The 21626-nt window shown below is 56.2% G+C and carries 21 protein-coding genes; all 21 read left to right on the forward strand.

Going from position 1 to position 21626, the window contains the following annotated elements; translation table 11 throughout:
• Nucleotides 1-6 precede the first annotated feature (6 nt).
• The 21 genes from WCS52_13320 to WCS52_13420 all read left to right on the forward strand — a co-directional run bounded on the left by WCS52_13320 (nt 7) and on the right by WCS52_13420 (nt 21603).
• The gene (locus WCS52_13320; protein ID MEI6168162.1) at nt 7-1986 is read left to right on the forward strand and encodes a HAMP domain-containing sensor histidine kinase; all 1980 of its coding nucleotides are present in this window, start codon (nt 7-9) and stop codon (nt 1984-1986) included.
• 96 nt (nt 1987-2082) lie between these two features.
• Nucleotides 2083-2778 carry a response regulator transcription factor gene (locus tag WCS52_13325; GenBank protein ID MEI6168163.1) on the forward strand — a complete coding sequence of 232 codons (696 nt, stop codon included), beginning with the start codon at nt 2083-2085 and terminating at the stop codon, nt 2776-2778.
• A gap of 15 nt (nt 2779-2793) precedes the next feature.
• Nucleotides 2794-4185 carry a carboxypeptidase-like regulatory domain-containing protein gene (locus WCS52_13330; GenBank protein ID MEI6168164.1) on the forward strand — a complete coding sequence of 464 codons (1392 nt, stop codon included), beginning with the start codon at nt 2794-2796 and terminating at the stop codon, nt 4183-4185.
• Between the two features lie 105 nt (nt 4186-4290).
• Nucleotides 4291-4644, forward strand: coding sequence for a hypothetical protein (locus tag WCS52_13335; protein ID MEI6168165.1), 354 nt, complete (start codon nt 4291-4293; stop codon nt 4642-4644).
• 74 nt (nt 4645-4718) lie between these two features.
• On the forward strand, nt 4719-6029 hold the full coding sequence (locus tag WCS52_13340) for a hypothetical protein (GenBank protein MEI6168166.1): 1311 nt from the start codon (nt 4719-4721) through the stop codon (nt 6027-6029).
• A 3-nt stretch (nt 6030-6032) separates the two neighbouring features.
• Complete coding sequence (locus WCS52_13345; GenBank protein MEI6168167.1) at nt 6033-7499, forward strand: F0F1 ATP synthase subunit alpha; 1467 nt, start codon at nt 6033-6035, stop codon at nt 7497-7499.
• Nucleotides 7462-8940 carry a F0F1 ATP synthase subunit alpha gene (gene atpA, locus WCS52_13350; GenBank protein ID MEI6168168.1) on the forward strand — a complete coding sequence of 493 codons (1479 nt, stop codon included), beginning with the start codon at nt 7462-7464 and terminating at the stop codon, nt 8938-8940. Before WCS52_13345 ends, atpA begins: the two co-directional genes overlap by 38 nt.
• Before the next feature lie 2 nt (nt 8941-8942).
• Nucleotides 8943-9218 (forward strand): hypothetical protein, encoded by a 276-nt coding sequence (locus WCS52_13355; protein MEI6168169.1) that lies wholly within the window; start codon nt 8943-8945, stop codon nt 9216-9218.
• Between the two features lie 3 nt (nt 9219-9221).
• Nucleotides 9222-9434, forward strand: coding sequence for an ATP synthase F0 subunit C (locus WCS52_13360; GenBank protein ID MEI6168170.1), 213 nt, complete (start codon nt 9222-9224; stop codon nt 9432-9434).
• 117 nt (nt 9435-9551) lie between these two features.
• Nucleotides 9552-10283: a F0F1 ATP synthase subunit delta gene (locus tag WCS52_13365; GenBank protein ID MEI6168171.1), complete on the forward strand. Its 732-nt coding sequence runs from the start codon at nt 9552-9554 to the stop codon at nt 10281-10283.
• Nucleotides 10284-10338: 55 nt separating this feature from the next.
• The gene (locus WCS52_13370) at nt 10339-11235 is read left to right on the forward strand and encodes a F0F1 ATP synthase subunit gamma (GenBank protein ID MEI6168172.1); all 897 of its coding nucleotides are present in this window, start codon (nt 10339-10341) and stop codon (nt 11233-11235) included.
• A 3-nt stretch (nt 11236-11238) separates the two neighbouring features.
• Entirely contained in the window at nt 11239-12639 is a 1401-nt protein-coding gene (gene atpD / locus WCS52_13375; protein MEI6168173.1) for a F0F1 ATP synthase subunit beta, read from the forward strand.
• Between the two features lie 9 nt (nt 12640-12648).
• Nucleotides 12649-14310 carry a GspE/PulE family protein gene (locus tag WCS52_13380; GenBank protein MEI6168174.1) on the forward strand — a complete coding sequence of 554 codons (1662 nt, stop codon included), beginning with the start codon at nt 12649-12651 and terminating at the stop codon, nt 14308-14310.
• Nucleotide 14311: 1 nt separating this feature from the next.
• A complete protein-coding gene (locus WCS52_13385) occupies nt 14312-15523 on the forward strand; it encodes a type II secretion system F family protein (GenBank protein ID MEI6168175.1) in 1212 nt (403 codons plus the stop codon).
• A gap of 12 nt (nt 15524-15535) precedes the next feature.
• On the forward strand, nt 15536-15937 hold the full coding sequence (gene gspG / locus WCS52_13390; GenBank protein ID MEI6168176.1) for a type II secretion system major pseudopilin GspG: 402 nt from the start codon (nt 15536-15538) through the stop codon (nt 15935-15937).
• Nucleotides 15915-16319, forward strand: coding sequence for a prepilin-type N-terminal cleavage/methylation domain-containing protein (locus tag WCS52_13395; protein MEI6168177.1), 405 nt, complete (start codon nt 15915-15917; stop codon nt 16317-16319). Before gspG ends, WCS52_13395 begins: the two co-directional genes overlap by 23 nt.
• Nucleotides 16319-16903, forward strand: a complete 585-nt coding sequence (locus tag WCS52_13400) for a prepilin-type N-terminal cleavage/methylation domain-containing protein (protein ID MEI6168178.1) — start codon at nt 16319-16321, stop codon at nt 16901-16903. The genes WCS52_13395 and WCS52_13400 overlap by 1 nt, the downstream gene beginning before the upstream one ends.
• Nucleotides 16866-17885 carry a hypothetical protein gene (locus WCS52_13405; protein MEI6168179.1) on the forward strand — a complete coding sequence of 340 codons (1020 nt, stop codon included), beginning with the start codon at nt 16866-16868 and terminating at the stop codon, nt 17883-17885. The genes WCS52_13400 and WCS52_13405 overlap by 38 nt, the downstream gene beginning before the upstream one ends.
• Nucleotides 17875-19311, forward strand: coding sequence for a pilus assembly protein PilM (pilM, locus tag WCS52_13410; protein ID MEI6168180.1), 1437 nt, complete (start codon nt 17875-17877; stop codon nt 19309-19311). The genes WCS52_13405 and pilM overlap by 11 nt, the downstream gene beginning before the upstream one ends.
• Nucleotides 19308-19853 (forward strand): GspMb/PilO family protein, encoded by a 546-nt coding sequence (locus tag WCS52_13415; GenBank protein ID MEI6168181.1) that lies wholly within the window; start codon nt 19308-19310, stop codon nt 19851-19853. Before pilM ends, WCS52_13415 begins: the two co-directional genes overlap by 4 nt.
• 118 nt (nt 19854-19971) lie before the next feature.
• Complete coding sequence (locus WCS52_13420) at nt 19972-21603, forward strand: hypothetical protein (protein ID MEI6168182.1); 1632 nt, start codon at nt 19972-19974, stop codon at nt 21601-21603.
• Nucleotides 21604-21626: the final 23 nt, after the last annotated feature.

A 21626-nucleotide genomic window follows, 5' to 3' on the forward strand; every position in this document is an offset into this window, starting at 1 on the left:
TTTCCTTTGAGACGGGAAATCAAACTGATTATATGGGTGTTTGTCCTCGTGGTAGGGCCTGCCCTTACGTTGTCTTTTTTGGCCGCACGGGTCCTGGAAAGCTGGCAGATTGTCCTGCAGAAACGGATGGCGGGCGAGGCGGGTCACGTCCTTGAGGGGGCGGTGGCTACCTGGGAGCATGAGCTTGCCGCCCTTCGCCTTGCTCCAGAATCACCGGCCGGCCAGTCTAAACCCGCCAGCAGATGGCTGGTGCACGCCGCCGGATTATCACTTCGGCATCAATGGGTGGAGGGTGTTTATGTTTATCAGCCCGGATCCGGCTTGCTGTATCCCCCCGTTGAATCTGTTGTCAGTCGCTTCGAGCCCACCGCCCCGAATGGTGAAATGGAGTTGCTGCTGAATGAGGGCGGAACTCACTTAGAAAGAGGCGAAACCAATGCCGCAATTGATTGTTTTGAGGGCGTCGTCAGCGGTTTTGACAGAGCAAAACCCTCCATTTCAAGGGATCCTGATGAGGGTTTCTTTTATGACCTGGTTGCGCTCAGGAGACTGGTGGAGCTCTATGAGGGGGAGGGGCAGGCGGCACGGGCAGCGGTGATCCGGGCGCGCCTGCTTGAGCGAGTGTTGAACCGGTACGATGAACTGGTTCCGCTCCAACGCGAGTCGCTGATTGAATGGATATCCGGGGAAATGGCTAAGGGTCAGTGGCTAATGGGCAATGGTCAGGAGCCGGCGCTGTCCACTGCGTTAGGGGCTCAGTGGCGGGAGCGGATGAGGGGGCGACAGCTGGGGGAGGCTGAGCGGGCAGAATGGGTGGGCGGGTTTCGCATGATGGAGTCCACCATTCCTGATGCAGGGTGGAGCACGCTACGCATGAGGCAGGCCAATGTGCTTATTACCAAAATCACGCAACCGGGTGCGCCTGCCATTTTCTTGGCTTTGGAGTTTAATGAGAACCGTTTGACGGAGCATCTGAACATCCTGTTTGCACTTAGTGCCGATAAGACCGAGCTTCGCGTGCAGTGCAGGACGCAGAAAAATGAGCCTGATGGCCCGATACTGGCGTCGCGCCAATTGCCCCCGCCGTTTGAGGCAATGGCGGTGATCGCTACTCCTGAAAATGTGCAGGCATTCGTGGCTAATGCCCGATTGCAGACCTGGCTCTATCGGGGGGGCGGGGTCTTGCTGCTGATGAGCGTGGTGGCCGGTGTTTGGCTGGTGTGGCGCGAAGCGGCCCGGGAAATTCAGCAGGCGCGCGAGAGGAGTGATTTTGCGGCCACCGTCTCTCATGATTTAAGAACCCCGCTTTCTTCCATGAGAATGCTGGCGGAAAGCATGTATATGGGGAATGTTACTGACGAGGGTAAGCGGAAGAAATTCCTGGGTGCCATTATCAAGGAAAGCGACCGGCTAAGCCGGCTCACTGATCGGGCGCTCTACTTCATCCGCTATGGACAGGGCGCGCTGCGGTACCAATTTACCGAGGGGGATCTGGCGAGTGTCGTCAGAGAGGTGGTTGAGGCCTTTGCCGTAGGGGTAGGCGGGAAGGTCAAGGTGATTGGGAGTGAGGCATTGGCCGGCGCGGGGGAGAATGAGCGGATCGTGATCGGGATAAATATGGCGCAGGAGCTCCCCCCGGTTCGATTTGATGTCGGGGCCATGGAGCAGGTGGTGTATAATCTGCTCGATAATGCGGTAAAATATTCGTTCAAAGATAAAGCCGTGCTGATCGAGGTCCGGTTGATGGCACAGGCGGGAGCCATGGTGCTGACAGTACAAGACCACGGCGTGGGAATGACGCCAGATGAGCTACGTCATATCATGAAGCCTTACGTGCGCGGAAAGACTGCGGGGCGCCAAAATGCCAGAGGGCTCGGGCTCGGGCTGGCACTGTGTCAGCATGTGGTGCAAGCCCATGGCGGCCGCATCCAGATTCAAAGTGAAGCGGGAAACGGGTCGATTTTTTGCATCATCCTGCCGGGGTAGGGGAAGGATTGACTCTTAAAAATGGAGGGCGCCGCTCTGTCGGCGCCGGTTCATAGGAAGCGGTTTTGACAGAGCAAAACCCTCCATTGGGGAAATATGAAACGACAATATACCGTATTGATCATTGAGGATGACGAGTCGTTGATGCTGGGGTTGGAGGAAAACCTCAATGTGGCAGGCTACCGCGTGTTAACCGCCTCAAACGGGGCGGCCGGTCTCAAACTTGCAATGGATCGAAAGCCTGATCTGATTTTACTCGACCTCAACCTGCCTGATCTGGGCGGTTATGAGATCTGCAAGAACCTGAGGGAGCAACGTCACCCGGCTGCGGTCATCATGTTAACCGCCCGGAAAGAGGAGGCAGACAAATTGCGCGGGTTTGAGTTGGGGGCAGATGACTATGTGACGAAGCCTTTCAGTGTAAAAGAACTGCTGGCGCGGGTGACTGCCATTTTGATGCGCTCGGATCGCAAGGTTGAAAAAGGGGCCCAGTTCCGGTTTGGCGATTATGTGCTGGATATGGATACCCGGACGATGACCTGTAAGGGGAAGGTCGTTGAGTTGACCCGTACGGAATTTGATTTGTTGGCTTACATGCTCGCCAACGAGGGGAAATCGCTGTCGCGCGAGGCCTTGTTGCGGGATGTGTGGGGGACGGAATATTACGGAACGCAGCGTTCGCTGGATACCTTTGTGGCGATGCTGCGCGCCAAGATCGAGAAGAAGTCAAATGCCCCGCGCCATATTCTGACGGTGCACGGGGTGGGGTATAAATTTTGCAGTAGTGGTTGAGACATAAAGGGGCTCATGATTTCTCGTAATCATAATCTTAATCGTAATCCCGCAATCATATTTTTCTTGTTCTGCGGGCTTTCCGCCCTTTCGGCCACCAATGCGCCCCTTGCGTTGCGCTATGCCCGGATCTATGAACGTGAGCTGGCCGGGGAGCGCACGGGCCTGGTGGCAGACTATCGCGCCCTTTTTTCTGACACCCGGGAGACTGACAAGGAACTGGCTGAAAAAAGTCTCTACCGGATTGGGGTGTGTGAGAAAAAAGCAGGACAGTTGAAGCAGGCACGTTTGGTGTGGCGGGGTCTTGTGGAGGATTTTCCGTTAAGTGACCCGGCGGTCTCATCTGCTCGTGATGCGCTTAAAGCACTTGAGTGGGAGATGGATCGGATTGTGATTGCGGGGAAAGTGTGCAGTGGGCAGTTGGCGGAGGGCAGCGGGATTGAAAAGAGTATCGTCTTTGCTGGTGAATGGGGGAGTGAACCCCCTGTAGTGACCGGTCTGGATGGCGGGTTCCGTATGGGGCGGCGAGCGGCGGGACAATTGCCCGATGGGCGAAGTTATGGCCTGATTTACGCGGCGCATCCGTCACGATCCCTTGTCGGGGCGGATGTCTGGTTTGGCGGCGGAGTGACGGGCATAACGGTATCGCTGGCCGCGCCTGTTGCCTTTGCCGGGAAGGTGGTGGATCGTTCCGGGAATCCGGTTGCTGGCGTCCGAGTCTACGTGACAGGATACAAGGCAGTCCCAGGTGGTCCGACTGCGCCGGTCTATACGGTCCCTATGCCCGTGACGCGGCTGATTTCTCCAGTATGGTCCGGCGCCAATGGTGCGTTCAGTGTGGAGGGACTCCCTGCAGGATTGGGGTATGAACTGGCCACCGAAACGCACGATTATCGCGTGATCATGGAAGGCGCCGCGTCCGGAAACACAGAGGTTTTGACCGAGCCACCGGCCGCGTTCAGCAACCTGCTTGCCACCATCACCTGGCTTAGAGGACACCCGGAAACGGGCGCCCCTTTGCGATGGGATGATTTGCGGGGACGCGTCGTCGTCTTTCATTTTGGGTCCGCTTACGGGGAGGCCTCGGTGCGGGCCCAGTATCCTGAGGAAGGAGGGGTCTTGTCCCGCCTGATGGAATTGTATGGACCGCAGGCGGTCTGGTGCCTGTGGCTGTTGCCTGAAGGCGAAGGGAGGGGTGACGCCGCCCAGTTGGCGTTGGGACTCTATCCGGAAATTCCCGTGGGCAGCGGATCGTGGGAGGTAGGCCGTGAGCCTTGGGCGGAACGTGGGCCGTGGGCCGTAAGCGGGGGACAAAGCTGGAATGTGGTGATGGACCGGAATGGGAGGATGCAGGCCGTCTGTTCTGACCAGCAGGTGTTCCAGGCGGTAAAAAAGGCTTTGGAATAACCAATTACCCGTTATGATGTCTTGCATTCTGCGGGGGGGCGTGGTTCTAATTAAACGAGGAATCGATAGGGTGATATCAGGGATGTGTGATGATGGAGCATGAATATGAAAAAATACAGTTTTATCGGGGTATCGGTGGTGATGATGGTGCTGGCCGCCTGGGTGTGGACGGGGTGCGAGAGTGCAGAGGGAACATCAGGTGTCGGGTTGACCCCCTCCTCGGTGACCCTGGGCGGAGCGTCGAGCAATACCTCCTCTGTTGCCGTTTTTACTGCTAACGCCAGCGGACTGGCGCTGCCACTGGCGTGGCGTGTCGCGAATCCTGCGTTAGGGAACATTATCAGTGCTTCGGGCAGCAATGCCACCTATAGGGCGAATGCCGGGGCCAAAGGGGATAATGTGGTTACGGTCTCCGACCAGTATGGCAACGAGGGTTCCGCGGTCGTGACGCAGGAGTAAAAGCGCCTTTCTGTTGCGCAGTTTTTTCAAGGGTGGTACCATCCCCGACACATTAGTGGGTGAGGGTTATCCTTATGAATAATAATCGGAATACGGTTGAACGCCTCGGTCTCTGTGTGCTGGTCTGGCTGATGGTGATGGCGGGAACTCCGGTCAGCGGCGCGGTGATCACCCTTAAAATTCGTGCCATCAATCCCTCCTCGTCAGAAAAGCAGAAAGTGGTCGCTACGGCCCTTCTGCCCAATCCCCTCAAGCCGGAGGACGTTGTCAATACAGAGGGGTTTACGGTTGAGTATGATGTCGCCGGCAAATCCTATCGTGTCAAAAAAGAAGTGGAGCTGAATCCTGCCGAGACCCGCACTTTTGAGGTAGCGCTCAAGGATGTCTGGACCATTCCGGATGAAGACATCCAGGCGTTGACGCTCCATGCCTCGAAATTGAACGTGGCCCTGAAATCCACCGACAAGGAAGACACCGCTGGCCGCCTTCAGGGGGTGATTGACGAGGGGCTCAAGGGGGTGGTGGCCCGGCAGGCAGCCTATGCCGTGGGGACGGTCAAGCCGCTCGATCATATCCGCGCCTATGAGGCGAATACTGAGGCGCTAAGTCGCATCCGCAAAGATGTGGGGCTCCTGGAAAATCTGGTGATTTCAGCGGGCAAGGATCCGGAGTTGATTCTCGGGGCGACCAAGAGTGCGCCGGTAGCAGATCGGGATATGACTGATGCGACCAATGCGGTGGTGGTCATTCACATCAAGATCACTAACACCTCCCCGACTGAGAAGCGCAAGATTCCCGTGCGCCATGAATTTCCCGCAGAAGTGAAGCCCCCGGATATCCTCGATGCGGGCGGATTGCAGGTGGGGGTGGATCCTGTAAAGAATGTTTGTTACGCCTATTTGCTCGAAGCGCTTGAGCTTGAGCCGAAGGGGGTCCGCATCTTTGATGTCAAGATCAAGGATCCATGGGCGTTGCCGGCGGTGAAGTTGCCCCGGCTGGAGGCGCGCATCAAAACCATTCTCGATATCACGCGGGAGATGGAATCGTATAAAGCGGTGATCCTTCAGGCTCAAGCCATCATGAAGGATCTTGAAACGGTGGCGGGGCGGAAGGCGCCTGACGTGGTGAATGAGCAATATGTGGCTTTTGCCCGGCGGCAGGTGGCGGATGTGCAGGCCATTGAGGGACGCATTCAGCGGCTGGAAGAGTTTTTTCAGCCGAGTGAAAAGGCCATAAAGGCCGGGGTTCCCATGATGGATGTGCCCCGTCCCGATAAACGTACGACGTGGATCATCATCTATATTGTCCTCGGGTTTCTGGGGATTTTCAGTCTGTTGTTTTTCCTTCGCTGGTTCGGCAAGGGTAAGGCAGAAAAAGTGGAATAAATTATGCCGATCACATTTAAGATATCCCCTCTTCAGATAAAGGAGTACGGGGTCGTTTCGGAAATCAAGCAGGGAATTGCCCATGTGACGGGATTAACCAACTGCATGAATGGCCAGCTGGTGCATTTCGACGGAGGAAGTCAGGGCACGATTGTCGGGTTTGACAATGGCTATGAGCTGGTCATGATTGTAAAAGAAGGGGCCAAGCTCAAACCGGGTGACAAACTCTTCTCCACTATCGAGTCCTGCACGGTGCCGGTGGGCGAGCAATTCCTGGGGCGGATGGTCAATGGGTTGGGTGAGCCGGTGGATGGCCTAGGTCCCATCAAGGCGGACCGGCGGCAGCCGATTTTCAATCAATCGCCCAGTGTGCTGGAGCGGACCCCGTTGAAGGAGTCGCTGGAAACCGGCGTCAAGATTCTGGACATGATGAATCCTGTCGGGAAGGGGCAGCGCCAGCTGATTCTGGGGGATCGGGTCACGGGGAAAACCACGATTGCCACCGATGCCATTCTTAACCAGCGCGGCAAGGGTGTCATCTGCATCTATTGCTGCATTGGCAAGGCGGAGGCTTCGCTGAACAAGGTGCTGGAACTGTTCAGGGAGAATGACGTCATGAGCTATGGCATCATTGTGTCCGCGACGGCGGCCTCTGCCGTCGGCCAGCAATATCTCGCCCCTTATGTGGCCGCCAGCCTGGGCGAATATTTCATGGAAAAGGGGCGTGATGTGTTTGTGGTGTTCGACGACCTGACCAAGCACGCCTGGGTGTACCGCCAGATGTCACTGCTGCTGGAGCGGTCGCCGGGGCGTGATGCCTATCCGGGTGACATTTTCTACCTGCACTCCCAACTCGTCGAGCGGGCCGGCAAGTTGCGTCCGGAGCGGGGTTCCGGCTCCATGACCTTCTTCCCTATCGTTGAAACCGTGCAGGGGGATGTGACGGGGTATATTCCCACCAATATCATCTCCATGACGGACGGTCAGATTTATGTGAGCACGCCGCTCTTTACGGAGGGATTCAAACCCGCGATTGACATCGGGCTGTCGGTGTCCCGTATCGGGAGCAAAGTACAATGGCCTGCAATGCGGAAGCTGGCCGGGATTTTGCGACTGGAATATATTCAATACAAGGAGCTTGAGAAGCTCACCCGTATAAAGGCCGGGGTCTCGGCGGCGGTCGAGAAGCGGCTCCAAAAGGGGAAAGTCGTGGCAGAGATTCTGAAGCAGGACAAGAATGCGCCGGTCCCGGTTGAGGATCAGGTCATTGTCCTCTATGCCCTGGCCAACGGGTTTATGGAGGAACTCAAGCCTGATCAGGTGGGTGCCTATCAAGCGGGGCTGTTGGCGAGTGTCAAAGCCGCCCGGCCGGACCTGATCCAAGCGTTGGTGCTGAAAAAAGATCTCACCGAAGAGATTAAGGAGGGGCTCCATGAGCAGCTTACCGCGTATGGTAGTCGCGCCGTTTAAGATTAAGATTTCAGAAACCGGCGTTATCAAGGACATCAAGAAAATGATTGTCCGGATCACGGGCCTGCCCTCCTGTCTGAATGGGCAACTCGTGGATTTTGGGGATGGAAACAAAGGCATCATCATGGGTTTTGACCAGGAGGATGTGCTGGCGCTGTTGCTCGGGAGTGATGCAGGGGTCAGGTTGGGGCAGTCGGTGGCTGGGAGCAGTGAGCCGTTTACCATACCAGTGGGAGAGGCGATGGTCGGGCGTATGGTGGATGCGATGGGTGCCCCCTGCGACGGGCGCGGGGAGATAGTCTGTGAGACGCGCCGCTCAGTGTTTTCCCCTTCGCCGTTGATCACCGAACGCGCTCCGGTTGAGAATTTCCTGTTTACGGGAACCCGGGTCATTGATGCCATGGTGCCTGTGGGCAAGGGGCAGCGGCAGTTGATTATGGGCGATCGCATGACGGGAAAAACCAGCATTGCAACAGACGCTATCCTCAGTCAGCGTGGTCGGGATGTGGTGTGTATTTATTGCTGCATCGGGAAGGCTCTGGTGTCCCTTGAAAAAGTGCTGACGGTGTTGTCCGAGAAAGAGGCGCTTCCCTACACGGTGATTGTGGCAGCCACCGATAGCGCCACGGCCGGGGAGCAGTATCTGGTGCCCTTTACCGCCGCCACTATTGGGGATTATCTGATGCGACAAGGGAAAGATGTGTTGGTGGTATTTGATGACCTTACCAAGCATGCCTGGGCCTATCGGCAGATTTCCCTGCTTTTGGAACGCCCCCCTGGCCGGGAGGCTTACCCGGGCGATATTTTTTATGTGCAGACCCAGTTGATGGAGCGTGCCGGGCGATTGAATGAGGCGAGTGGCGGGGGCTCAATGACGTTTCTGGGGCTGGCGGATACGCTGCAGGGCGATTTGACCGGTTATATTCCCTCCAATCTGATCTCCATTTGCGACGGATTGGTGAGTCTTAACTCAAGTATGTTCGGCGAAGGGATCAGGCCGGCCCTTGATCTCAAGCTGTCGCTGTCCATTGTGGGCGGCCGGGCCCAGCCTCTTATTTTGCGGGAGTTGAGCGGCGGGTTGCGGAGAGATTACCTGGAGTACATCGAGGTGGCCCGCTTGAGCAAACTGCAATCCAATCTATCCAAGGAGGCTGAACGGGTGATGAAGCGGGGAAGGGTGATGATGTCCCTATTCCTACAGCCTCAATATCAGCCGGCCACGTTCATTCAGGAGATATTGTTGTTGTATGGGTTGCGATTGGGCGTGTTGGAAGATATTGATCCTGTTGAATGCGTGCGGTTCCGGGATGGGATTGAGGCGTTTGCCCGGAATAACGATCCGGAACTTGAGCGCGCGATTCAGGCGGTTCCACGCCTGACCACCGAGGTTGAGAGACGGTTGGCCGCGGTGATCCGTGAATTTCTCGGGGCCAAGGGGTAGGTATGGCTGCGACCTTTTCGCTCAAGATATTGAACCCGAAACATGTCGTGTTTGAGGGACCTGTGAGCAGTGTGTTCCTGCCCGGGGACGCCGGGGAGTTCGAGTTGCTGGCCTATCATGTGCCGATTGTCAGCCTTCTGAAAGAGGGGGACATCGTTGTGGATTGGAAGAGCCGTATACCGATCAAAAAAGGTATGGTAAGGTTTATTGACGAAGAGTGTGTGATTCTGCTGGAAGAGCGGAATCCGAAGAAGGTTGTTAAAAAGGCGGACGAGTAAGCGATGCGGAATTTTGTCATTTTTCTGGTTATTTTTCTGGTTGTGCTGGGGCCCTCGGCGGTAATTGCCACGATTGGATATGCTAGCATCCGCGCGCTGGGGCGCAATCCCTCCGCCGCCCAGAAAATATTGCAGGCCATGATCATTTCGCTGGTATTCGCCGAGGCGATCGCGGTGATTGCCCTGCTGGTGCTGTTTCAATTATTCGGGCGATAAGGGGTTTTTTGACAGAATGAACGTAATGATCAGAATGAAAAATGAACTCGAACCGGGTTATTTTGTCTATTCTGTTCATTCTGTCTGAATAGGTTAGCGGGCGGGAAAGGGATCAATATGACAATGATGGTATATCTAATCATCGCGCAAGTGGCGGTGTTCGCGATTCTGGTGATCGGGTTGAAGCGCTTGTTGATGGGCAGTACGCAGTTGGCTGCCGCGAAACTCCGTGAAGTGGAGACGGATCTTGGGCGGAAGGAAGAAGCGGTTCGGAAGCGCATTGAGGATAATGAGGCGGAATTCCGGCGAAAAAGCGCGGAAGCGCAGGATGGGTTGAACCGGACGCGGGAAGCCATGGAGAAAGACGTCGCCCGTTCACGGGATGGGCTCCTGGAAGAGGCGCGCAAAGAGCGCGACAAGATCGTGGATGAGGCGAATCGGAGCAAGGAGAAGCTGCGGCAGGAGCTGGCCCGTGAGGCGCAGGGGCAGGCGGTAGAACATGCCCGCCGCGTGTATGAGCTGGTCTTCAGTGAGGAACTGGGGCGGAAGCTGGATCACTCGTTTCTGGACGAACTCCTGGTGGCGCTGGATGAGATGGATTCCTCCAGTATCACCATTTCGGCGACGGCCATTGAGGTCGTGTGCAGTCACCCGCTGGAGCCGGCCCATCGTGAGCGGCTGAGGGAGATTGTGTCCCGGAAATTTAACGTGTCGCTTGATGTGAATGAAGCGATTGATCCGGGCCTGATTGCCGGCATCAAGATCAAACTGGGAAGTCTTGAGATCGACGGAAGTTTGCGGAACCGCTTCAATGAGGCGATCGAGCAATTGAAAAGCGAACATGTGTGAGTTCTGTTCCCTCGCCCCTTGAGGGAGAGGGTAGGGTGAGGGGTGGGTTCGGGCCATGGCGTTATTGAGTCAACTTAGGCGGGATCTCCGGTTCAATGCGGAGTTTCTTCAGTTGATTGTGACTCTGAAAAATATCGCGGCCTCCCAATATCACACCCTGGAGCGTGAGAAGGAGCGGTTCTCCGAGTTCATGGACCAGTTTTCAGGATTTTTCCGGGTGGTCGATATGGTGCATGTGGAGGCTCCGCTTGTCAGGGTCGCCACCGATGTAGTGGGCATTGTACTGGTCACGTCGGATTCAGGGTTTATGGGCGGGCTGAATGCCGGCGTGATAGAAGCCGGATTTGGCGTGCAGGGCAGTCTCCCGTTGGAGAAAGTGCGATTTATTGTGGTTGGGGAGCGAGGGGCCTCAAAGCTGACGGAGAAAGGCCTGACGTTCAAGACCTTTCCCGGAATCAATCCGGAAACCCGGTTTGAGCAGGCCCTTGAAATACGTGATTATATTGTGGGCGAAGTCAAGGAGAAGCGGATGGGAAAGGTCGTGATGGTTCACCCCCGCGCCCTTTCGTTCACCCAGCAGACCGTTGATACCGTGTCTCTGCTGCCCTGTGGCGAGCTGTTCGACAAGCGTTCCGACACGGAGATTGCCCGGCGTTCCGGGGTGATGAAGCAGATTGCCGATGCCCGCAAGGTGGTGGTGGAGTCGGCATATCCTGATATGGTGGAATACCTGGCGGGAATGTGGGTGGCCTCCAAGCTGTATGAGGTCTTTGAGGACAGCAAGCTGGCCGAGTTTGCGGCCCGTGCCATGCATCTGGAGGAGAGCAGTCAGAAATTAACGGGCGAACTTAAAAAGTTGAAGCATCAATGCTTCCGCGCGGCCCATGAGTTGGTAGACAAGAGCATGCGTGAGTCGTTCTCGTCACGGAAAAAGAAAAAGAAGGTGGCATAATCTATGAGCGCTCAAGGAACAGGTGAATTGAAAAAAGGCCGGGTCGTTGGCGTCCAGGGCCCCATTGTGGACATCCGGTTCAACCAGATCTCGGATATGCCGGATCTGCACGAACTGGTGATGGTTAAAACATTCGACAAGCGTGATTTAGCCCTCGAGGTGGCCGAACATCTGGAGGGGAGTGTCGCCCGGTGTATTGCGTTGTCCTCCACCCTGAATCTGCAGCGGAATGCGGTGGCCACCTCGACGGGTGACGTGCTCAGAGTGCCGGTGGGTGAGGCCCTGTTCGGGCGGATCATCAATGTGATGGGGCAGCCGATTGACGGGAAAGGGCCCATCAACGCCACGGAAACCCGGCCCATCCACCGGGATGTGAGCAAGTTGCGCGTCAATGTCGCTACGCTGGTGGATAATAAGCGGGAAGTCATGGAGACCGGGATCAAGATGATTGATCTGCTGTATCCGGTGGTGAAGGGCAGCAAGACCGGCATTCTGGGGGGCGCCGGTTGCGGCAAGAGCGTGGTGATTCAGGAGCTGATTCATAATGTGGCCGCCGAACATGACGGGTGTAGTGTGTTCGCCGGGGTAGGTGAGCGTATCCGGGAGGGCAATGAGCTGTACTTCGAGTTTGAGCACTCCGGAATTCTCAAGAAGGTCATCATGGCATTCGGGCAGATGGATGAGCCGCCTGGCGCCCGTTTTGAGGTAGTTAAAACCGGCATCACCCAGGCGGAATGGCTGCAGGAGCAGGGCAAAAATGTACTGCTCTTTATTGATAATGTTTTCCGGTTCGTGCAGGCGGGCTCTGAGATCTCAACGTTGATGGGGCGCGTTCCTTCGGAAACCGGGTATCAGCCCACGCTCAGTTCAGAGGTCGGCGATATCCACGAGCGTATCAAGGCGGGTAGCGGGGGATCCATTTCCGCCTTTGAGGCGGTGTATGTGCCTGCGGACGATCTGACCGATCCTGCCGTGGTGGCCATTTTCAGCTATCTGGACTCCGTGCTGGTACTGTCCCGTGACCGGGCGCAGCTCGGCCTTTATCCGGCCGTGGATCCGTTGAATTCCTCAAGCTCCAATATGGACTCGGCGATTGTCGGAGAGCGTCATTTCGGGATCGCGCAGGAGGTGGTGCGGATGCTGACGAAATATGATGAACTGCGGCGTATTGTGGCGGTAATCGGGATTGACGAATTATCCCGCACGGACCGGCTGATCTATGAGCGCGCCCGGAAACTGCAGAACTATCTGACGCAGCCCTGCTTCGTCGCGGAGTCGTATACCGGGCGGAAAGGGCAGTATGTGCCCACCGAGGTGACGGTCAATGACTGCGCGAAGATTATTGAGGGGGCCTACGATGATCGTGATGAACGGGAGTTTTACATGATCGGGCGGCTTCCCTAAGGAGAATCCATGGCGCCACAATGGAGTGAATTGCTGGTTCAGGAAAAGCTGCTTTCGTCGGCCCAGATGGAAGACGCCATGCGTCTTTCCCGCGAGCGGAGCGAGCCGCTGATCAAAACGCTGGTGCTGCAGGGGCTGGTGGCGGAAGACCAGTTGCTGCGTGTGGTGGCCCGGCAGCAGGGTATTGACTTTATCTCATTGCGCGACAGCCGGCCTGAAGCCGCCGCCGTCTCCAGTTTGTCGGCCCGCTTCGTCTCGCATTATCGCGTCATGCCGGTGTCTCTGACGGGGCAGCGTCTGGTCGTGGCGGTCGCAAATCCCTTCGATCGGGCGGCTGTTGAGGATATTGAAAGCAGTCACGGGTTGCGGGTGGAGCGGGTGCTGGCTTGTGAAGCAGATATTCTGGCGGCGATCCGAACCCATTATGGGGTGGGCTCCGAGACGGTGGAGCGCATTCTGGCGGGGGCCCATGAGCAGGGGGCATCCTCGCAGCTTGAGGCCTCGCATGATCTGGAAAACAAGGCCGAGGATGCCTCGGTGATCAAGCTGGTCAATCAGCTGTTACACCAGGCAATTACCGATCGCGCCACCGATATCCATTTCGAGGTCTATCGCGATGATGTCACCCTGCGCCGCCGCATCGATGGCATTCTCTATGACACCCCGGTGTCGCGGAATATGGCCGCGCTCTATCCGGCGATCATTTCCCGGATCAAGCTGATGGCCTCGCTCAATATCGTTGAACGCCGCCTCCCGCAGGACGGGCGGGCCCGGGTGAATATCGGGCCTCATCAGTACGACTTGCGAGTCTCCGTGGTCCCCTCGGTGCACGGTGAGAATATTGTCATCCGGATCCTGCCCACCTCCATGCTGTTCAGCATGGAGCAGTTGGGGCTCTCGCCGGATCATCTTCATATCCTGACGGATCTGATCCAGTTGCCGCATGGGATTGTGTTTGTCACCGGTCCGACCGGCAGCGGGAAGAGCACCACCCTGTATGCCTGCCTGACCCGCCTGAATACCCGGGATCATAAAATTATTACGATTGAAGACCCGGTGGAGTATGAGATCAAGGGGATCATGCAGACCCAGGTGAACCCCCGCATTGATCTGACCTTCGCGCGGGCCCTGCGCAGTATGTTGCGGCATGACCCGGACATCATGATGGTGGGCGAAGTCCGTGACCGTGAGACGGCGGAAATCACCATCCAAACCGCCCTGACCGGGCATCTGGTGTTCAGCACCCTGCATACGAACGATGCCGCCAGCGCCGCCATACGCCTGCTGGATATGGGCGTGGATCCCTATCTGATTGCCTCGACGGTACGGGCCTTTGTGGCGCAACGCCTGGTGCGGGTGATCTGTGAGCATTGCCGCGAATGGATTGAAGTCCAGGGGCGGCGCTGCAGCCGCGGCCGGGGTTGCCCCCAGTGTAATGGGACGGGGTATCGGGGGCGGGTGGCCATCAGCGAGATCATGCAGGTCCTGCCCGAAATCCAGGATTTGATTTTGCGTCGCGCCTCCGCGCGGGACATCCGCCAGCGGGCGGTTGCGCTGGGCATGAAGACGCTGGCCGCCGACGGCTGGGACAAAATCGAGAAGGGGATCACGACCGTGGAAGAGGTGACCCGGACGACCTTTGATACCCTGACCCATGTCGAGGGCGGGTGACGTGTCGACCTTTGCCTACAAAGCCAAGCATGGGCCGGATAAAACCGTGGACGGCGAAGTGCAGGCTGAAAACCGGGCGGCCGCGGTCGCGCGGTTGGAGCGCATGGGTTATAGTCCGCTCTCCATTGAAGAGTTGGCCGGGCATCAACGGGGGGCGTCCTCAACACGGGTGCGAAAGATCAAAACCCGGGATATCACGGTCTTTACCCGGCAACTGGGTGGCTTGCTGCGTGCCGGTGTTCCCATCCTGCGAGCCCTCACGACCATCCAGCAGCAGACCGAAAATGCCACCTTAAGGGGGGTGGTCATGGATATTTCCGGTTCAGTCAGGGATGGATGGACCTTTTCGGAAAGTCTTGGCCGGTATCCGGCTCTATTTTCCGATTTATATGTCAATATGGTCCGGTCCGGCGAATCCGCCGGTATGGTGGATGAAATTCTGATGCGACTGGCGGAGGCGAGGGAAAGTGATGACGAGATTCGCTCGCGGGTCATCGCGGCGATCGCTTATCCAGCACTGGTGCTTTCGGTGGGGGTGTTGAGTGTATTTGTCATCCTGACTTTTTTTCTGCCGCGGATCATGCACCTGTTCGAGGGGTCGACGGTGGTGTTGCCCTGGCCAACCCGGGTCGTGATGGCCTTGAGCTCGGTCTGCTCGAATTATTGGGGTGGTCTGGTGGCCTTGGCGGGCGTGAGCCTGCTGCTGCTGGGCCGCTATTTTAAAACAGAGGCCGGGCGGATGGCTCTGGACGGGCTGCTGCTCCGGATGCCCGTGATCGGGGCGTTTGCGCGGGACACGGATATTGTCAGGTTTGCCCGGACCCTGGCGCTGCTGGTCAAGGCGGGTATTTCGGTGGACCGGGCGTTGGCGTTATCAGGCAATACGTTGGTGAATGGGCAATTGAGGGCGGCGGTGCTGGCGGCGGCCAATGAGACAGTGCATCAGGGGGCGACGGTGGCCGCCGGGTTCAAACGCCGGAGCGAAATCCCCGAATTCGTTACCAATATGGTGGCGGTGGGCGAGGAAAGCGGGCGGCTGGATGAGGCGTTGATGGAGGTGGCGGCGTTCTACCAGCGCGAGTTGGATCGCGATCTCCGGCAGGTGACCACCCTTCTGGAACCGGCCTTGATCCTGCTGGTGGGCGTGGTGGTCGGATTTATCATCTTTGCCATGCTGTTGCCGATATTCCAGATCGGCCAGGCGGTACGTTAAAAGGGAGAGAATATGAAAAGACACTATCAGAACGGCTTTACCTTGATTGAACTCATGATCGTAGTGATCATTATTGCGGCGCTGGCGGCGATGGTGGCTCCGAATCTGATTGGACGAAGCGATGAGGCCAAGGCCAAAATCGCTCAGGGGGATCTGGCGAGCCTCGATACCGCCTTGAAATTGTATCGTTTGGATAAAGGCGCTTACCCGACCGGGGAACAGGGGCTTGAGGTGCTGTTGGCAGCCCCCGGGGCAGGACGTGAGCCTTATCTGGACAAGCCTGCGCTCGATCCCTGGCGCCGGAAATACCAATACCGGTTTCCTGGCACACACCGGCCGGCGGGCTATGATTTATTTTCAGCGGGAGCGGATGGCAAGGAAGGCACCGAGGATGACGTCAAGAACTGGGAGTGATGGGTTTACGTTAATTGAGGTGCTGGTGGCTTCCGTCATTCTGTTCGCGGGACTGGGTGCTGTTTTGAAGGCCTATAGCCTGGCGGTGGTCGCGATGGAGGCCGCTGCGGATAAACTGGCGGTGTGTCAGGTGATGGATCAGAAGGCGGCAGAGCTCGATTTGCAGGTTTCCGGTTCCGCCAATGTGCTGCCTTCTGGACAGGGGCAGCAACGGGTGGGCGGGGCGGCCTATTTGTGGCGCGTTCAGGCATCCCGGGAGATGTTGACACCGCAGCTTTCGGTCTTGAGCGCGGCCATCGAGGTGGCCCGGGCTAATCGCCCCCAGCTCCATTCTTACCTTTGTGAGTGGGCCCAATTTCAGGAGAAGGAGCGCTCACCCTGATGGAGGCAAGAAAAGGCGGAATGACCCTGCTTGAGCTGTTGATTGCAACGGCGCTGGTCGCTGTGGCCGCGCTGGTGGTGGCTCAGGCGTTTGCGGCGGGGGTCAGGGTATGGTCGCGTGCGAGTCAGTTGAACGGACACTATGCCGACTCAGTACTGGCTCTTGAACAGTGGCAGCAGGAACTGCGCAACACGCTGCCTTGTCGACAGACGTCGTTTCGCGGAAGGCAGACTTGGATGGAGATTCCCGCTTTGATCGCGGAGACCGGCAAGGACGCGTCGGGGGTTCAGCCCGGCCTGATCAGGTATGAGTTTGATGTCGCCGGCCAGAAGCTTGAGCGGTTGCCAACCCTCTGTGTGAGGGGAGCCTCTGAGGCGGTACGTCGGGAGACGGTGGCGGGAGGGGTTAAGTCAATTGCGTTTTCATATGCCGGGAGGAGTGGGGGCAGTGGCTCGGCGTTGGTATGGGATCAGGTGTGGGAAGCGCAGACGAACACCCCTGTGGCGGTGAAGGTGATGTGGCGAGGACAACAAGGAGAAGAGCCTTTTGAGTTTGAGCGAACAGTGGCGCTACCCGTCAGGTAATCAGGGAAGTGTCCTGATACTGACCTTGTGGGTGATTTTCATGCTGGCCATGCTAGCGGTGGCCGTAGGCGCCCATATTGAGGGGAGACTTGCCCTGGCGCGGCGGATCGAGCAGCGGACGATCGGATATTGCGCTGCGCGGGTCGGGGTCGAGCGGAGTCTGGTGCGGCTGTTGCAGGACACCAATGCATGGGATGGACTGGGGGAGCCATGGTCGGATTGCCGGGCGGATTTTTCAAATGTTATTTCCGGCGCCGGGGCATTCTCACTGGTTTATTCGGCAGAACGCTCGGATGGGGGCAGTAACCTTTTTTACGGGGTATGGGACGAGCAGAGCAGGATCGATGTCAATCGGGGGCGGATAGAAGTGATTGTCGCGCTGCTGGAGGTGGCGGGCGGCTTGAGCCCCGAGGAGGCGGCCCGTGTGGGTGAGTCGATTAATCTGGCGCGAACCCGGCTGCCTGATAAATTTCCCGGGATCGGGGCGAAGACTGGGTGGGTGGATCCCGGGATGGCTCCGGGACCCCTCCGGTCAATTTATGAGCTTCGTTGGATTAAGGGTCTGCCCCCTGAGGTGTTTGATGGGATCAGGGAGTATGTGACGGTATCTGGCGGGAATCGGGTTAATTTGAATACGGCGGGACCGGTGGTGCTGCAAAGCCTCGGGATGCGGGGCGGGGGGGGCGGCAAAAGGGTGGCGCAAAGTTTAGCAAGGAAGATATTGCAGTTCCGTGAAAGGGGCGGTATTTTTAAATCCTATCTCGGAGCCGGTCTGGCCGAGGCAATGGGCGAGGAAGTGAAATTAACAGATGACGAGCGTCGTCTGTTATATGGCATGACGCCTTATGTGACGGTGGCGTCCGAGCATTTCAGGGGGCACGCGGAGGGGTGGCTGGCGGGCGGGGCCTCCGGTCAGCGGCGTTGTGTGGACTTTGTGTGGGATCGCAAAGAACGGAAGTTTGAGTTTTGGCATGAAGAGTGATTTAAAATTTTCAGTGAGCGGAGCCGTGGTGGCGATTGAACCGGGGAATGAATGGTTCAAGCTGGTTGAGGTCACCCGGAATCACGGGGCGGTCAAGGTGAAGCGGGTGGTGGTCAGGCGGGCAGCGGAGGTGGAACCCCTGGCTGGCCCGAATTTATTGAAAGCCTTGGGTTTGGGAGAGCTGGCCGGGGAACCGGTGCTGCTGTGTCTCCCCCGTCAGGCGGTCAATGTCCGGCTATTTGATTTACCCTCCGGGGATCCGCAGGAGATCGCCGATATGGTCGACCTTCAGATTGCCAGGCAAACGCCATACTCCCGTGATGAAATTGTTTTTGATTACCGGGTGTTCCGCTCTGAAAAAGATGGCTATACCCGCATTATGCTTGTGATTGCCCAGACCGGGGTGGTGCGCCAGAAATACCGGTTGCTGGAGGATGCGGGGTTGGCTGTCAGTTTAGTGACGACCGTAACGGATGGCTGGTTGGCCGCGCTTCAGGAGGGAAAACTGGCGTATTCCCAGCGGGCGGCCGGCGCTACGGCCTTCCTTGATGTCGATATGGCGTCCAGTGATCTGGTGGTTTTGAATCAAGGCGTGCCATTGTTCAGTCGTAGTCTATCGGTGGGGACGAGTCAGTGGTTGGGCGGCGATGAGCGCCTGAGGGACAAGGCGGTTCAGGAGATCACCATGGCCCTTGAAACCTTCAGGAATGAGGTGCCATCGATCCCGGTAGTTGCGCTGGCATTAACCCCGCTGGCGGCCGCGAATCCAGTCTTTGTCAAGTTGCTGGAATCGGCGTTGGGGCTTGAAATTATTCCTGCCGTGATGCCTGCCATGGAGGGGCTGGGGATGGACTCTGAGGCTGGCGCTGTCTCTTTGGCGGGCATTCTCGGGGCGGCCTCGGCCCCCGGGATGCTGCAGATCGATTTGACGCCTGAATCTGTGCGGTTGAGGAAATCGGTGATGATTAAGGCGCGTCAGCTGACGGTGATGGCGATGCTGACCATTGCCGCAGTCTGTCTTTTGTCACTATTTGTGATGAGTCGCATCAATCGCCAGCAGGAGTATCTGGATGAGTTGAATGTGATGATCGGGAAAACGACGGCCGATGCGGATCGTGTTGAGGCGATGCGCAGGAAGGTGGTTTTGGTATCCGAACGAATGGCGATCAATATGATCCCCGCCCGGGCATTGGTTGAGCTTCTCGGGCTGGCTCCGGATACGATGGCGTTCACCTCCATCCAGATATCCGCGGCATCGCAGCTGGTTTGCCGGGGAACAGCTGAAACCGTTTCTGACACGGTCCGGCTGGTTAATTCAATGGAAGCGTCTACGCTGTTTCAAAACGTCAAAAGTACGCGAACGGTTTCGGGAAAAGATCGAACCGAATTTGAGATCGCCTGTGATTTGGAGAGAAAAAGACCATGATCGCTCTAAAATCAATACTGCCCAAGGGTAAAGACGGCTGGATCGTCGTGGCGGGCACGGTTTTTGTGATGTTGCTGTTATCTGGCATCGCGCTAGGTCCGGTTCGTAATAAGTTTCATGCGATGGAAGGTGAGGTTTCGGCCCAGGAGAAGAAGTTGGCGAGAAATTTAAGGATCCTTGCGCCATCGGCCCGCAAGGCGGTTGAAGATGAGTATCGGCAGTATGGCCTGCGGATTCAGAAAAAAGGATCATCGGACGAGGAAAATTCACAAATGCTGGCTGAGTTAGACCGCCTGGCGGGGGAAAGCAAATTGACGCTACTTGCCACGAAGCCTCAGAAAACAAAGGTGGAGCCTGATTTTGAAACGTATGTGGTTGAAATTGAGGTTGAGGCCGAGATGCCGGCATTAATGGGGTTTGTGTATGGAATCGAGAGTTCTGCTCAGATATTGAGGGTTGATCGTTTGGTCATAGACTCGAAAGACGGGGGCTCGGCGATGGTGAAGGGCTCACTGACAGTGTCAAAAATCGTCACGCTCTGAATCCTATAAAAAAAGATGCTAATATGATTGTAACCATCCGCAAAATGTGGCACTATTTCAGGTATTGAGGTAGGGAGAATTTATTTTTTTCAGTCATAAAATTTCCGGGGGGGTTGAAATGAAGAAAAATTTAGCGGTTTGGCTTGCTAGTGCGTTGGCGTTTCTATGTGCGACAGTGACGGCTAATGCTACGTATGTTTCTGATAATTTTGAGACCCGGCCTCGTGGGGCTCTAGTAGATCCATTGAATGGTTGGGTGACTCCTGATGGAGTGGTTGTCACAAACGACACTCGGATTGCAGGAACTAATTCGTTATATATCCCCATCCTTTCGACCATTTCAAACAACACGGCGGGAGCATCAAACCAGGTTTGGACTGATTTTTATACAATTCCTCGTCCATTTGTTTCAGATAGCGGGACCGCGCCTGCTATAGACACGAATGCAACCGCCCAGTTTTTTGTGAATTCCAATGGACTTTGGGTGACAATTTCTGGCAATGGGCCTAGTGCTACCAAAACAACGGTTTGCTACACAGTTTATGGCGGCGGCGTATATCCTACAGCTACTCTGAATTCGGCATATTGTCATGTTAGTGTGCTTCATGATTATGGTGCCAAAGACTGGTCTTTATTTGTAAATGATATGCCGATTGCCACGAACTTGCCGTTTATCAGTTCTGGCGTAAGCGCTCATGATTGGTTCCAGGTTCAAAATTTAGGCGGAAGTTCTACCAATGTGTGCTGGCTTGACAACTTTTTGGTGACCAATAAAATGCCGACCACCAGTGGATCGGGTAATGCCATTACAAACGTTGTGTCTAATACAGACATTCCTGTGGCTGATGCGTTGGCATATTTCGGAACTGTAGATGATCCGCGGAAGACAAATCAGACTGTTGGCGTAACCAATGATGTTGGTGGTGGTGCGAAAGTTGTGCTCACTTTTGCTGGTGGGGCGGGGAATGGTAGTTATGTGGTTTATGGCAGCCCTAATCTTGATTTAAGCTCACTCTCGAGCAATGGGGTGTTGTCGGGTTCGGGTGCTTATACGAATCGTAACGCATTGGCGGGCTCCACAAACCGATTTTATTACAAGTTGGTTACAATCGGGGCCGATGGCTATGCGCTGACCAATGAAGAAACCTATGCCGCCCACAAGCAGTATCGGTATTCGAATCAGTACTCTATAGCGGGGGACCCGGTTCAAACGGCAGACAGGACAATGGGCGGAGAAATGGGGCGGCAGTTGGCGATAGGGTTGGGTATGGGCGATAGGGTTGAGATGATTGCTCTAGGCGGAAAGACGTATACATACACATTGTCGAATGGAGCATGGCGTGATGGTGTTAACGATCCCACAGGGAGCCGGCAGTGGGACGAAGGGGTTGGGATACTAGTGTTACCGATAGGCAGTCCGTCCCCCTCCTATTTTGCTGGGCTCAAAATTACGAACGCATTGAGTGTTACTGTATCAAACGGATGGAATTATTTGTCGTGGGCGCATAATGACAGGGTATTCAGTGGGAATGGAACGAATGTCCTGGGCTTTAATCCAGTAACAAATGACTATATCATCATTCAGACTAACGGATCGCCGCTCTTTTTCTCGGCTAAATTTGATGGTTCACAATGGAAGGGGCTTGTGCGTCCTTGGAACCCGCTTAGCCTGACAATCAGGGCTGGTGATGGCATGATTTACAAAAGTGTTGATCCCGTTAATAAGACGTTTCGCTCGACAGGCCCTTGAATGTGTGGTTGTTTAGAAAAAGT

The sequence above is a fragment of the bacterium genome (genome assembly GCA_037128595.1).
Lineage (GTDB): Bacteria > Verrucomicrobiota > Kiritimatiellia > CAIKKV01 > CAITUY01 > JAABPW01.